At 69.6% G+C, this 14043-nt stretch carries 10 protein-coding genes; 2 read left to right on the top strand and 8 right to left on the bottom strand.

Translation table 11 applies throughout. The annotated features are described in order from the left end of the window. Positions 1-12 precede the first annotated feature (12 nt). The 5 genes from ACWESM_RS00340 to ACWESM_RS00360 form a co-directional block, all read right to left on the bottom strand. Positions 13-831 carry a shikimate dehydrogenase gene (locus ACWESM_RS00340; RefSeq protein ID WP_379250993.1) on the bottom strand — a complete coding sequence of 273 codons (819 nt, stop codon included), beginning with the start codon at positions 829-831 and terminating at the stop codon, positions 13-15. Then, a complete protein-coding gene (gene mltG / locus ACWESM_RS00345; RefSeq protein WP_452490530.1) occupies positions 821-2323 on the bottom strand; it encodes an endolytic transglycosylase MltG in 1503 nt (500 codons plus the stop codon). The genes ACWESM_RS00340 and mltG overlap by 11 nt, the downstream gene beginning before the upstream one ends. Beyond that, positions 2320-2883 carry a Holliday junction resolvase RuvX gene (ruvX, locus tag ACWESM_RS00350; RefSeq protein WP_364425848.1) on the bottom strand — a complete coding sequence of 188 codons (564 nt, stop codon included), beginning with the start codon at positions 2881-2883 and terminating at the stop codon, positions 2320-2322. Before ruvX ends, mltG begins: the two co-directional genes overlap by 4 nt. Then, positions 2883-5552 carry an alanine--tRNA ligase gene (gene alaS / locus ACWESM_RS00355; protein WP_364425850.1) on the bottom strand — a complete coding sequence of 890 codons (2670 nt, stop codon included), beginning with the start codon at positions 5550-5552 and terminating at the stop codon, positions 2883-2885. Before alaS ends, ruvX begins: the two co-directional genes overlap by 1 nt. 72 nt (positions 5553-5624) lie before the next feature. Next, positions 5625-6968, bottom strand: coding sequence for a replication-associated recombination protein A (locus ACWESM_RS00360; protein ID WP_355070568.1), 1344 nt, complete (start codon positions 6966-6968; stop codon positions 5625-5627). Positions 6969-7091: 123 nt separating this feature from the next. Between ACWESM_RS00360 and ACWESM_RS00365 the strand changes: the two genes are divergently transcribed. Continuing rightward, positions 7092-8762 (top strand): alkaline phosphatase D family protein, encoded by a 1671-nt coding sequence (locus tag ACWESM_RS00365; protein WP_355070566.1) that lies wholly within the window; start codon positions 7092-7094, stop codon positions 8760-8762. Between the two features lie 52 nt (positions 8763-8814). On the opposite strand, the gene ACWESM_RS00370 is transcribed toward ACWESM_RS00365, so the two are convergent. After that, entirely contained in the window at positions 8815-9984 is a 1170-nt protein-coding gene (locus ACWESM_RS00370; protein WP_452490534.1) for a phosphotransferase family protein, read from the bottom strand. A gap of 190 nt (positions 9985-10174) precedes the next feature. On the opposite strand from ACWESM_RS00370, the gene ACWESM_RS00375 reads away from it, so the two are divergent. Continuing rightward, a complete protein-coding gene (locus tag ACWESM_RS00375) occupies positions 10175-11146 on the top strand; it encodes a hypothetical protein (protein WP_397275875.1) in 972 nt (323 codons plus the stop codon). A 7-nt stretch (positions 11147-11153) separates the two neighbouring features. Here ACWESM_RS00375 and ACWESM_RS00380 read toward each other — a convergent pair whose 3' ends face one another. Further along, complete coding sequence (locus ACWESM_RS00380; RefSeq protein WP_355070560.1) at positions 11154-12122, bottom strand: DUF389 domain-containing protein; 969 nt, start codon at positions 12120-12122, stop codon at positions 11154-11156. Between the two features lie 62 nt (positions 12123-12184). Beyond that, positions 12185-13978, bottom strand: coding sequence for an aspartate--tRNA ligase (aspS, locus tag ACWESM_RS00385; protein WP_364425857.1), 1794 nt, complete (start codon positions 13976-13978; stop codon positions 12185-12187). Positions 13979-14043: the final 65 nt, after the last annotated feature.

Below are 14043 nucleotides of genomic sequence, written 5' to 3' on the forward strand. Positions count from 1 at the left end.
CTGGTGAGAAGGCTATCGACGCCCCTCGTCCAGCGCCGCCGCCATCTCCGCGCGCGGCGCTGCCTGCCCGGTGAACAGCTCGACCTGCCCATACGCCTGGTTCAGCAGCATCTGCAGACCACTGACCACCGTGTGCCCGGACCGGGCCACCGCCTCGGCCAGCGGGGTGGGCCAGGGGTTGTAGATCGCGTCGAGCACCACCGGCGCCTCGGCTACCGCGGGGGCGACCACCGCCGCCGCCGTGGCGGGAATGGTGCTCACCACGGCTCCCGCGGCCGCGCAGATCGTACGCAGCGCCCCGGCATCGAAACCGGCCAGCGACGCGATCATCCCCAGCCGCTCGGCGAGTTCCAGCGCGCCGCGCGCCCGCCCGGCGTCCCGGGCGACCACGGTCACCGACTTCGCGCCCAGCTCCGACAACGCCAGCAGGGCGGGCCGCGCGGTGCCGCCCGCCCCCAGCACCACGCCCTCGGTCAGGTCGGTGACACCACCGCCGCGGAGCGCTCCGAGCACACCGTCCACGTCGGTGCAGTCGGCCAGCCAGCCCGCGTCGCGGCGGACCAAGGTGTTGGCCGATCCGACCAACACGGCCCGGTCGGTGCGCTCATCGGCGTAGGCCAGTGCCGCTTCCTTGCCGGGCATGGTCACCGAAAGCCCGACCCATTCCGGCCCGAGCCCGTCGACCAGCCCGGGCAGCTGCTCCGCCGAGCATTCGATGCGCTCGTAGCTCCAATCCAATCCGAGCGCGCGGTACGCGGCCAAGTGCAGCTGTGGCGATCGCGAGTGCGCGATCGGCTTCCCGAGCACCGCCGCCTTGCGATTACCGGCCACCGCTGTCCTTGGAACTGTCGAGGATGCCGCTGCGCTGCGCCCGTGCGATCAGGCGCAGATGCTCCTGATAGTCGTCGGTGAACAGGGTGGTGCCCTGCTTGTCGACGGTGACGAAGTACAGCCACGGCCCCTGCTCCGGATTCTCCATGGCACGCAGAGCGTTCAACGACGGCGCGGCGATCGGAGTCTTGGGCAGGCCACGCATCGCATAGGTGTTCCAGGCGGTTTCCTGGGCGCGGTCGGCGTCGGTGGTCGCCACCTCGGTGCGATCCAGGGTGTAGTTCACCGTCGAGTCGAACTGCAGCATCTGATCGACCCGCAGCCGGTTCACGATCACCCGTGCCACCTTGCCCATGTCCTGGGGCTTCGCCTCGCGTTCCACCAGCGAGGCGGCGACCAGCGTCTGGTACGGCGTCAGTTTCGTGTCGGCGCCGGACTGCAGCAGTCCGGTGGACTCATAGCTCTTGGCACTCGCGGTCACCAATTGCCGCAGGATCTCCGCAGGCGTCCCGCTCGGATCGAAATCCCATGTGCCCGCGGCGATCAGGCCCTCCAGCTGCCGTGTCCGGTCCGGGCAGTCCTTGACACCCTGGATCGCCCATGCCGGCACTCCGAGCGCGGCCAGGTCCAGGCTCGCGCCCGCGGCATCGAGCTGTTCGTAGCTCACGCACTTCTGATTGGTGCCCGTGCCGATGCAGCTGGCCTCCGCGATCTTGCGGTAGATGCCGTCGTACCGCCCGCCGGTGCTCATGTCGTGTTGGTCGTGCAGCAGCCGTCCCTCGGAGACGACCAGATTGCCGACCCGCGAGGACTTGCTCACCAGCGCCGACACCGCCTCGGCGGCGGGGCTCTGGCTGGGGATCGCGTAGAAGCCGGGCTGCACCGTGTTCATGTTCGAATTGCGCACGGCCGCTTGGAAGAACGCGCCCGAGCTCGCCACGACGCCGCGCTCGACCATCGTCGACGCGATCTGCTGGGAGGTGTCGCCCGGATGCACCTGCACCACCACCAGCGGTCCCCCTGGTCCCGCGAAGTCTTTCGGCGGAGCCATACTGGCGACCAGCTTCATCCCGGCGAAGATCACGGCGCCGGCGAAGAGAAGGATGAAGACACCCGCGACGAACCATAGGTTGCGGCGGCGCTTCTTGCGCTCGGCGGCTTTGCGAGAGGCGACCCTGGATCGCTTGCCGCGCTGCGAGCGGCCGGAGCGCTCGGGCCGGGCACGTTTCGACTCCGCGCGCTTCGAGCGGCGCGGCTCCTCGACACGCGTCGTCCTGGGGCGCTGTCCGCCACGCCGTTGGGCCGGTGGCGGCGGCGCGGGCTCCGGCTCTTCCTCGTCGTCGACGTAGCGGGGGATGACGGTCGTGTCGTCGTCGTAGTCGTCGTACCGGTCGCCGTCGTACTCGCCCCAGGCCCGGTCGTCTCTCCGGTAACGCCGATCAGCTTCGCGCTGTCGGAACAGTTCCTCGGCCCGCGCCCACCGATCCGTCATGCATCGTCCCCGGACGACGCAGGACGTCCCGCTTCCACCGACCTCAACACCGCACTCCGTTCGTCCAACCATCCTTGCAGGATCGACACGGCCGCCGCCTGATCGATCATCTGCCGCTGGCCACGCGCGCGAACTCCACTGTCCCGCAATGCACGTGCAGCTGACACCGTAGTCAAACGTTCGTCGGAAAGCCGGACCGGCACCGGCCCGACAGCAGCCCGCAATCGCTCAGCGAATGCGCTGGCCAGCGTAGCCGCAGTGCCTTTCTCCCCGCGTAATGTTCGCGGCAATCCGACGATTACCTCGACTGCCTCGTACTCCCGCACAATTTCGGCAATTCTTTCGATATCGGGTGCGGCAGCCGATCGCCGGGACGGTTTCGCGCGCGGCACGGTCTCCACCGGGGTGGCGAGGATGCCGTCGGGATCGCTCGCGGCGACCCCGATCCGGACACTGCCGACGTCGACCCCGATCCGCCTGCCCCGACCGGGGTCGGTGGCCGGATGCGGCCGGTCGGCGCCGCGGGGCGCCGACCGCTCCGGTTCCGCTGGGCCGCCCATCACCCGGCGAGTTCGGCCACCCGCGCGCGGACCGCGGTCAGGCCGGCCGGAATGCCGGACGGGTCCGAGCCCGCGCCCTGCGCCATCTCCGGCTTGCCGCCGCCTCGTCCCGCGATACTCGGGCCGAAGCTACCGACCAGATCGCCCGCCTTGATGCCGAGCTCCTGAGCGGGCTTGTTCACCGCGACCACGAACGGCACCTTGCCGTCGGCGTTGCCGAGCAGTACCACCACGGCGGGCTCGCTGCCGAACCGGCCGCGGATGTCGGTGGCCAGCGTGCGCAGATCGCCCGCGGACACGCCCTCCGGCGCGGCCACGGCGACCAGCAGCAGCCGGCCGATCCGCTCGGCCTTCTCGACGAACTCGCCCGCCGAGGACAGCACGGCGGCCATCTTCGTGCGCTCGAGCTCCTTCTCGGCCACCTTGAGCCGCTCCACCAGCTGCTCGACGCGAGCGGGCACCTCGTCGGAGGGCACCTTGAGCGCGGAGGCGACACCGGCCAGCAGCGCGCGCTCCTTGGCCAGGTACGCGTAGGAATCCAAGCCGACGAACGCCTCCACGCGACGCACGCCGGAGCCGACCGACGACTCGCCGAGCACCGTGATCGGGCCGATCTGCGAGGAATGCTGTACGTGCGTGCCACCGCACAGCTCCATCGAGAACGGGCCGCCGATCTCCACCACGCGCACTTCGTTGCCGTAGTTCTCGCCGAACAAGGCCAGCGCGCCCATCTGCTTGGCCTTCGGCAGATCGGTGACGAAGGTGTTCACCGGGAAGTCGGCGCCGACCGCGTCGTTGGAGACGGCCTCGATGTCGGCTTTCTGCTGCTCGGACAGCTGGCCCTGCCAGTTGAAGTCGAAACGCAGGTAGCCCGGCTTGTTCAGCGAACCGGCCTGCACGGCGTTCGGGCCGAGCACCTGCCGGAGGGCGGCATGCACCATGTGCGTACCGGAATGGCCCTGCGTGGCACCCCGCCGCCAGGACGGGTCGGCCTGCGCCAGCACGACGTCGCCCTCGGTGATCTGGCCGTGCTCCACCGTGGTCTTGTGCACCCACAGCTTCTTGGCGATCTTCTGCACGTCGTTCACGCGCAGCTTCAATCCCGACGAGGCGGTGATGGAGCCGCGGTCGGCGATCTGGCCGCCCGCCTCGGCGTAGAGCGGGCTGCGGTCCAGGATGACCTCGACGTCCTGCCCCACGGTCGCCGTCGGCACCCGCACGCCGTCGGCGATCAGGGCGAGCACGGTGGCCTCGGAGGTGAGCTCGTCGAAGCCGGTGAACTCGGTGGCGCCGCGGTCGACCAGTTCCTTGTAGATCGTGAGGTCGGCGTGGGCGTGCTTGCGCGCCTGCGCGTCCTCCTTGGCCCGCTGACGCTGCTCGGACATGAGCGAGCGGAAGCCCTCTTCGTCGACCGACAGCCCGGCCTCCGCGGCCATCTCCAGCGTCAGATCGATCGGGAAGCCGTAGGTGTCGTGCAGGGTGAACGCGTCGGACCCGGCGATCGTGCTGCCGCCGTGGGCCTTCACCGCGGCGGCGGTGTTGTCGAACAGGGTGGAGCCCGTGTTCAGCGTCTTCAGGAACGCCGTCTCCTCGCCGACCGCGACGGTCTCGATGCGGCGGAAGTCGGTGGCCAGCTCCGGGTAGGACGGGGCCATCAGGTCGCTGACGACCTTCATGAACTCGCTCATCACCGGCTTCTCGGCGCCGAGCAGGCGGGCCGAGCGCACGATGCGGCGCAGCAGGCGGCGCAGCACGTACCCGCGGCCGTCGTTGCCCGGGTTCACGCCGTCGGCGATCAGCATGGCGGCGGTGCGAGCATGGTCGGCGATCACGCGGAAGCGGACGTCGTCCTCGTGCTGGACGCCGTAGGAGCGTCCGGTCAGTTCCTCGGCCTTGTCGATGATCGGGCGCAGCAGGTCGGTCTCGTAGACGTTGTCCACGCCCTGCAGCAGCAGCGCGATGCGCTCGACCCCCATGCCGGTGTCGATGTTCTTCTTCGGCAGCGACCCGACCGGCGAGTGCCCGAGTTTGGGGCTCAACTCACCGCGGATGTCCTGCATGAACACGAGGTTCCAGATCTCGAGGTAGCGGTCCTCGTCGGCGACCGGCCCGCCGTCGCGGCCGTACTCGGGGCCGCGGTCGTAGTAGATCTCCGAGCAGGGTCCGCCGGGGCCGGGCACGCCCATGTCCCAGTAGTTGTCCTTGCCGTCGCGGAACTGGATGCGCTCCTCGGGGATCCCCGCGACCCGCTTCCAGATCTCGGCGGCCTCCGGGTCGTCCTGGTACACGGTCACCCAGATCCGCTCGGGATCGAACCCGTAACCGCCGTCGTCCTGCGGCTTGGAGATCAGCTCCCAGGCGAGGGTGATCGCCCCCTCCTTGAAGTAATCACCGAAGGAGAAGTTGCCCGCCATCTGGAAGAAGGTGTTGTGCCGCGTGGTGACGCCGACCTCTTCGATATCGCCGGTTCGCACGCATTTCTGCACGCTGGTCGCCCGCGGGTAGGGCGGCGCCTCCTGACCCAGGAAGTACGGCTTGAACTGGACCATGCCCGCGTTGACGAACAGCAGGTTCGGGTCGGCCAGGATCAGCGAGGCACTCGGCACCTCGGTATGGCCGGCACGGAGGAAATGGTCCAGGAAACGCCGTCGAATCTCGTGGGTCTGCACGAATACCCAGCCTACCGGTGCCGCGCACGCGAATATTCATCGACTCGGGAGCCTGGTGCGTCCCGGCGGCGGTCAGCCTCGGACGATGCGGCGCAGCTTGTCGACCCTGGGGCCGATCTCGCGTTCGTGGCCGTGGTCGGTGGGGTGGTAGTAGTCGACGCCGACCAGCTCGTCGGGCGGGTACTGCTGGCCGAGCACGCCGTCCTTGTCGTCGTGCGGGTACTTGTAGCCCTGCGCGTTGCCGAGCGCCGCCGCGCCGGGGTAGTGACCGTCGCGCAGGTGGGGCGGAACCGGGCCCGCCTTGCCCGCCGCGACGTCGGCCATGGCGGCGCCGATCGCGGCCACGACGGCGCCGGACTTCGGGGCCGTGGCCAGGTGGATGGTGGCTTGGGCGAGCGCGAGGCGTCCTTCCGGCAGACCGACCAGCTGCACGACCTGCGCGGCGGCGGTCGCTGTCTGCAACGCCATCGGGTCGGCCATGCCGATGTCCTCGCTCGCGTGGATCATCAGCCGCCGGGCGATGAAGCGCGGGTCCTCCCCCGCGCTCAGCATGCGCGCCAGGTAGTGCAGCGCGGCGTCGACGTCCGAACCGCGGATGGACTTGATGAACGCGCTGATCACGTCGTAGTGCTGGTCGCCGGCGCGGTCGTACCGGACGGCGGCCTTGTCCACGCTGGCTTCGACCAGGTCCACGTCGACGGTGCCGTCGAGCGAGGACTCCGCCGACGCTTCCAGAGCGGTCAACGCGCGGCGGGCGTCACCGCCCGCGATCCGGACGATGTGGTCGAGCGCGGCCTCGGTCACCGTATACGCGCCGTCGAGCCCGCGTGGATCGGTGATCGCGCGGGCGAGCACCTCGCGGATGTCGGTTTCCGTGAGCGACCGCAGTTGCAGCACCAGTGAGCGCGACAGCAGCGGCGACACCACCGAGAACGACGGGTTCTCGGTCGTCGCGCCGACGAGCAGGACGATGCGGTTCTCCACCGCGGCGAGCAGGGCGTCCTGCTGGGTCTTGGAGAAGCGGTGGACCTCGTCGATGAACAGCACGGTCTGCTCGCCCGTAGCCAACCTGCGCCGCGCCACATCGATGACCGCGCGCACCTCTTTGACCCCGGCCGAGAGCGCCGACAACGCTTCGAACCGGCGGCCGGTGGCCTGGGACAGGAGCGAGGCGAGCGTGGTCTTGCCGGTGCCGGGCGGGCCGTACAGCAATACCGACGCGGCGCCCGAACCCTCGATCAGCCTGCGCAGCGGCGAACCGGGACCGAGCAGATGTTGCTGTCCGACCACTTCCTCCAGCGTGGCCGGGCGCATGCGCACGGCCAGCGGCGCACCCGCGTCCCGGCGCACCACGGTGTCGATCGAATGCTCCGGAGGCACCGCGGCTCCGGGCACGTCGAACAAACCATCGCTCACGACAAGAACGTTACCGAGGCGCACCGACAGCACGACATGCCGTTCCCGGATGCGTCTCCGGTGCGGCCGCGCGGTCTCGACCGGCGCGGCGACAGACGGAGTTGCGTGTCGCCGGTACTTCGGATGGGATCGGTACCCGTGCCTGAAAACGTATCCGTTTCAGATCCCTCGTCCACCGCGCGCTTCGCTCGGCGCACTCTTTTCAAGGGCAGCGCGGCCGCCGCCACCGCCACCGCGGTGCTGGGCGGCGGTGACGCGGAAGCCGCGACACCGGTGTTCCGGCACGGCGTGGCCTCGGGGGACCCACTTGCCGACGGCGTGATCGTCTGGACCCGCGTGACCGTCTCCGACGACGCGACGCCCGGCTCGGGCCTGGGCGACCCGGCGACCGTGCGGTGGGAGATCGCGGCGGACGAGCGGTTCGCCTCGGTCGCCGCGTCCGGCGCCGTGACGACCTCGGCTGACTCCGACCATACGGTCAAGGTCGACGTTTCCGGCCTGGCTCCCGGTGTCGAGTACTTCTATCGATTCACCGCCCTGGGCCAGACCTCTCCGGTGGGCCGCACCAAGACCGCGCCCGCCACGGCGGACACACCGGATCGCCTTCGGTTCGGCGTGGTGTCGTGCTCGAACTGGGAGGCGGGCTACTTCGGCGCCTACCGTCACCTGACCGCCCGCACCGACCTGGACGCGATCGTGCACTTGGGCGACTACATCTACGAGTACGGCCGCGGCAAGTACGGAGGCCGCAACGGCGCCGTACGCCCGCACGATCCGGCCAACGAGACCGTCAGCTTGACGGACTACCGCATCCGCCACGCCCAGTACAAGACCGACCCGGATCTGCTCGGCCTGCACGCCACCTTGCCGTTCATCTGCACCTGGGACGACCACGAATCCGCGGACAACTCCTGGTCCGGCGGCGCGAACAATCACGATCCCGCCACCGAGGGCAGCTGGGCCGACCGGCGCGCCGCCTCCGCGCAGGCCTATCTGGAGTGGATGCCGGTCCGGGCGTCCGGCTCCGGCGCCGACGTGCGGATCTACCGCAGGCTGCGCTTCGGCACCCTGGCCGAGCTCACCATGCTCGATCTGCGCAGCTACCGCGACCAGGAGGCGAAGCCGGGCGCGAACTGGCGCGAGGCCGACGACCCGGCGCGCACCATCACCGGCAAGGCGCAGATGGAATGGCTGACCGCAGGGTTGGCCTCCGCGCCGGTGCGGTGGAAGCTGGTCGGCAACTCGGTCATGATCGCCCCGCTGGTCTTCCCGCCGCTCGAGCCCGCCACCACGGCGGCGATCACCAGCACCATGGGCGTCCCGCAGTCCGGTCCGTCGCTGAACGGCGACCAGTGGGACGGCTACACCGCCGACCGCACCAGGCTGTTCCGCGCCATCATCGATCAGCAAATTTCCGACGTGCTGTTCCTGACCGGGGACATCCACTCCTCGTGGGCCGCCGATCTCCCCGTGGACGTGGCGAGCTACCCGGGCGGCGTGACGGCGGGCGCCGAGTTCGTGGTGCCGTCGGTGACCTCGACCAGCATCGGCGACATGGTCCACACGAATTCCGCTCCGATCGCCGAAGCGATCAAGACGGTCAACCGCCATCTGCGTTATGTGGAGTTGGACTCGCACGGCTACGGCGTGCTGGAGATCACCCCCGACCACGCGCAGATGGACTGGTACTACCTGCTGGATGTGGCGGACCCGAATTCCGATGTACGCTACGGCGCTTCGTTCGCGGTGCGCAGCGGGGGACGGATCGAGCCGCGGCAGGTCCCGCTCGGCTAGCGCGGGGCGGCCGCGCGCCGTCTCCGGAGGCAGCAGCCCCCGGGTGCGCGGCCTACTCGCCCCAGCGTTCTTCCAGCATCGCCGATACGTCCTCGGCGAAATCTCCCACGATGTCGTCACCCGTGCACCGCGCGTCTTCGGCGAGCGCGGCCCAGCGGTTGATCAGCGCCGCCGAGCGCGGCACCGACAGCCCGTGCTCCCTGGCAGCCGCGATACGGGTGTGATCGGCGGGCAGGAACCAGTAAGTGGACAGCCAGACCCAGATCAGCCGAGCTTCCAGGATGCGTTCGGCCAGCTGCTCGTCATCGGCCAGCGCGGGCCACACGCCCACGACCTCCGCGCGCCAGGCCTCGACCATCTGCCGCGCGCGCTCACGCGAGAGCTCGACATCGCACAGGCAGCCGGGGAAGGACACCAGCGCGTAGGCGATGTCCAAGGTGGCGTCGCGGAACCCGCCCCACTCGTAGTCGAGGAAGCGAGCACCCTCCTCGTTCAAGATCACATTGTCCGGGCAGAGGTCCGACGGGCTGAACGCGCGGAAACGGCCCGCGGAGTACAGCCGGTTGCCGCGCACGATGCGCTCGGCGATCTCGCCCGGCACCTCGATACCCAGTTCGCGCTGGAGCAGACCGGGCACCTCGGCGATCGCCGACTCGGCCTGCTGGGCGATGCCGTCCACCCGGTGCACCACGTCCACTCGGCGCAGCAGCGCGACGAAGTCCGCCTCGCGCCCGACGGTGGCGGCATGCATCCGGCCCAGCGCCTGAGCGAACGCCATCAGGGCGTTGCGGCCCGCGGGCTCGGCCCCGGAGCGGAGCACGGCGGTGAGCAGGGAGTTCTCACCCAGGTCACTGAGGATCAGCAGACGGTCGGGAAGGCTGTGCGCGACCAGGTACGCGCCCGGCCGGTGCTCCCGGCTCAACGCGGTGGTGAACTGATAGGACACCGTCTCGCGGAGGAACGCGGAATCGACGCTGGCCACCCCGGGCGCCAAGCCGCCGGTCCGGCGATCCTGCGCCGCGCCGCGGACCTGTTTGATGATCAGGGTTCGCGGCAATGAAAAGGCGTTCTCCGCTACACGCACGCGTAGGACCGTCGTCCTACCACTACCGCTGAGTTCGATCGGATCGCTCAGCTTTACCGGAGCACCCATTCGCTTTGTGAGCAACTGTTGCGCTGCGGACACGACTTCGGCGGCGCGTTCGGCCAATAGTGCGGTCATCGCCTCTCAAAGTACTCGCATGGGGTCACTTCTAGCGAGCGGTTACACAACCTTTCCGCGTCGCTCGGCGTGTCTCCGGCATGGCCGGACGGCGGCCGCAGGTCGCTTGACACCTCCGCACCCGTCGGGTTTTCTCATCGTCAACTGCCCTGCGCCACACCGCAAACCAGTTGAGTGGAAAGGTCTACGCATGACCGAGATCCCGCCCTCCGCACCCAAACAATCAGGTGGCGGCGCTCCCTTGCCGAACGATGACGAACGCTTCGCGGCCAGGCCCGGGCAGCACGAGAGCCCGAATCCGCAGGCTCCCGGCCCCGGGACCGGCCACGCCCGCCACGAGATGGCGGGTCCGGCCGGATATCCGCAGTTCGAAGGCCCCGGCGCGGCGCACTACGGCAACGAACCGCTGGAGCCGCCGCCGCCTGTGGGCGCTGGGCACCCCAGCTACGGACCGCAAGGCACCGGGCCGGGCTGGGCGCCGTCCGGCCCCGCGCCCGCGCAGGAGCCGATCTACGGCTACCAGCAGGTCTCCACCGGTCCCGGCAGACTGGACGTGGGCCGGGCGCTCAGTTACGGCTGGGCGCGACTCTGGGCCAATCCGGGGCCGTGGTTCGGGGTGACCGCGGTGGGCCTCGTCATCTACTTGGCGTTCGTGGTGGTCGTTCAGCTCACCGACCCGACGTCGATGCTGCCGCTGCTGCTGATCTTCTTGGCGGTCATGGCAGGCGTGTGGCTGCTGCAGGCGGCGATGGTGCGCGGCGCACTGTACGAAACCGATGGCACCCCACCGCCTTTCGGCGCATACTTTCGATTCGTGAACGCGGGGAACGTGTTGCTCACCGCGTTGCTGGCATTCACGCTGACCTTCCTCGGCGCGGCGCTCTGCTTGCTTCCCGGACTGATCGCCGGATGGCTGTGCATGTTCTCGTTGCACTTCGTCGTCGATCAGGACCAGGGTCCATTCGAGGCGCTGAAGTCCAGTTTCACGCTGGTGGTCGCCAACGCAGTGCAGGTGCTGCTGCTCGCGCTGGCCGTGCTGGTGATCACGTTCCTGGGCACGCTGCTGTGCGGTCTCGGCCTGCTGATCGCGGGCCCGGTCTCCGTGATCGCGGTGACCTATGCCTACCGAGTGCTCACCGGAGGCACCGTCGCCGCGGGGTGAGGCCCGCTCACTTCTCGGCCGGTGCGCGCATGCCGATCCAGCGCTGCAACCGCTCCACCGGACCGGCCTCGCTGCCCGCGCGCGGCCGGAGCTGGAGCACGATGATCCCGGCCACGATGATGCCCGCCATGTTCACCGCCAGCTGGCCAGCGGACAGGAACGCCACCCGCCACTCCCCCAAGGTCGCCGCGACCACGGCGAATCCGGCCGCGGGCACGGTGGTCACCGAGATGAACACGCCGACCAGCGCGGCCGACTTCGCCGTCACGAGCGAGAGCATGCCGGCCGCGCCCGCCAATAGCGCGACGACCAGGGAGAACGGGCCCACCTGATAGATGAAGTCGACCTGCTCGACGCCGCTCACCCCGTCCATGGTGATCCAGCCGACCTGTTCCCACACCACCGTGGCCACCAACGTGACCACCATCGCCACCGGAAACCCCACCGCGAGCGCGAGGGCCGAGCGGCGGGCGAGGCCGAAGTCCCTGCGCACCAACGCGACCGCGAAAGCGGCGAGCGGACCGAACTCCGGGCCGACGACCATCGCGCCGACGATCGTCACCGGCGAATCGGTCGCGACGCCCACGGCCGCGAGCAGGCAGGCGATCGTCAGGAACGCGAGAAAAGTCGCGTTGAGGCTCGACTCCTCATGCGTCTGCGCGAGCAGTTCCTCCCACACCACCGCGTCGCTCGGATCACCGGGCGCCTCGTGTACCGCGCGCTCGCCCGCCTCCGACAGGACCGTCTCGACCGGCGTGAGCGTCATCCCGCCGGACCGGCAGACGCCCAGCGCGGTCAAGTCGTCGAGCACGTCGTTGGCGGCCTCACGAGCCACGTCCGCCTGGACGAGATCGCCCTTCGGCTCCAGCGCGGCACCGCGGGCCAGGGTCACGTGCGTGACCCCGGGATCGGCGGCGAGTACCGCGAGCACCTCGTCGGTGAGATCCGGCGGGCTGATCAGGCGCAAGTGCAGCAACGGGTTTCCTCGCGGTCGGGCAGGCGTAACTGCCCAGAAGGTACCGTTCGCGCGAGCGCCCGCTACGAGGCGGTCTCGGCGCGCTCGCCCTTCTTCTGCTCCGGCTTGACGTCCAGACCCGCCTCTTTGCGCTGCAGCTCGCTGATCGGCGCGGGCGCGTCGGTCAGCGGGTCGACACCGCCGCCGGTCTTCGGGAACGCGATGACCTCGCGGATCGAGTCCTCCCCCGCCAGCAGTGCGGTGACCCGGTCCCAGCCGAAGGCGATGCCGCCGTGCGGCGGCGCGCCGAAGGCGAAGGCGTCCAGCAGGAAGCCGAACTGCTCCTGCGCCTCCTCCGGGCTGATGCCCATCACGTCGAAGACCCGTTCCTGCACGTCACGACGGTGGATACGAATCGAGCCGCCGCCGATCTCGTTGCCGTTGCAGACGATGTCGTAGGCGTAGGCCAGCGCCGAGCCCGGGTCGGTGTCGAAGGTGTCCAGCGACTCCGGCTTCGGCGAGGTGAAGGCGTGGTGCACCGCGGTCCAGGCGGAGTGGCCCACCGCCACGTCACCGCTAGCGGTCGCCTCGACGGTCGGCTCGAACAGCGGCGCGTCCACGATCCACACGAACGACCAGGCGTCCGCATCGATGAGACCGACCTTGCGGGCGATCTCCACCCGCGCCGCGCCGAGCAGCGCGCGCTGCGCCTTCGCTGCGCCCGCGGCGAAGAACACGCAGTCACCCGGAACCGCGCCGACGTGCTTGGCCAAACCGTCGCGCTCGGCCTCGGTGAGGTTCTTCGCGACCGGGCCGCCCAGTGTGCCGTCCTCGTTCACCAGCACGTACGCCAGACCCTTGGCGCCGCGCTGCTTGGCCCATTCCTGCCAGGCGTCGAGCTGGCGTCGCGGCTGGCTCGCACCGCCCGGCATGACCACCGCGCCGACATAAGGCGCCTGGAACACCCGGAACGGGGTGTCCTTGAAGTAGTCGGTGCACTCGGTGATCTCCACGCCGAAACGCAGGTCGGGCTTGTCGCTACCGAACCGGCGCATGGCCTCGGCGTAGGTCATGTGCGGGATCGGGGTCTGGATCTCGTAGCCGACCAGCTTCCACAGCGCGACCAGGATCTCCTCGGCCAGCAGGATCACGTCCTCCTGGCGCACGAAGCTCATCTCGATGTCGAGCTGGGTGAACTCCGGCTGACGATCGGCGCGGAAGTCCTCGTCGCGGTAGCACCGTGCGATCTGGAAGTAGCGTTCGATGCCGCCGACCATGAGCAGCTGCTTGAACAGCTGCGGGCTCTGCGGAAGGGCGTAGAAGTTGCCCGGCTGCAGGCGGGCTGGCACCACGAAGTCGCGCGCGCCCTCTGGCGTCGACCGGGTCAGCGTCGGGGTCTCCACCTCGACGAACTCGTGGCGGCCGAGCACCTCGCGGGCGGCCGCGTTGACTTTGGACCGCAGCCGGATGGCGTGTGCTGGGCCCTCGCGGCGCAGATCGAGGTAGCGGTGCTTCAGGCGCGCTTCCTCACCCGGCTGCTCGTCCAGCTGGAAGGGCAGCGGGGCGCTCTCGTTCAGCACCTCGAGCTCGGTGACGTTCACCTCGATGGCGCCGGTCGGCAGTTCCGGGTTCTCGTTGCCGCTCGGCCGCGGTTCCACGGTGCCGGTGACGCGCACGCAGTACTCCGCACGCAGCCGATGTGCCTGCTCGGCGGGTTCGCCCTCGCGGAAAACGGCTTGGGCCACACCGGACGCGTCGCGCAGATCGATGAAGATCACCCCACCGTGGTCACGCCGGCGCGCCACCCAGCCGGTGAGAGTGACGGTCTGACCGGCATGCTCGCTTCGCAGCGAACCAGCCAAGTGGGTGCGCAGCACGGGGTTCCTTTCGACGACTCTGGCACCGGCGCGGTGTGACCAAGTGCGAGTCCATCGTAGTGAGA

The organism is Nocardia sp. NPDC003999 (assembly GCF_053604885.1).

Bases quoted from the DNA above. Each gene is read 5' to 3' on its own strand.
- mltG (WP_452490530.1), bottom strand. From the start codon at position 2,323: ATGACGGATCGGTGGGCGCGGGCCGAGGAACTGTTCCGACAGCGCGAA.
- ruvX (WP_364425848.1), bottom strand. From the start codon at position 2,883: ATGGGCGGCCCAGCGGAACCGGAGCGGTCGGCGCCCCGCGGCGCCGAC.
- ACWESM_RS00365 (WP_355070566.1), top strand. From the start codon at position 7,092: ATGGGATCGGTACCCGTGCCTGAAAACGTATCCGTTTCAGATCCCTCG.
- ACWESM_RS00370 (WP_452490534.1), bottom strand. From the start codon at position 9,984: ATGACCGCACTATTGGCCGAACGCGCCGCCGAAGTCGTGTCCGCAGCG.
- ACWESM_RS00375 (WP_397275875.1), top strand. From the start codon at position 10,175: ATGACCGAGATCCCGCCCTCCGCACCCAAACAATCAGGTGGCGGCGCT.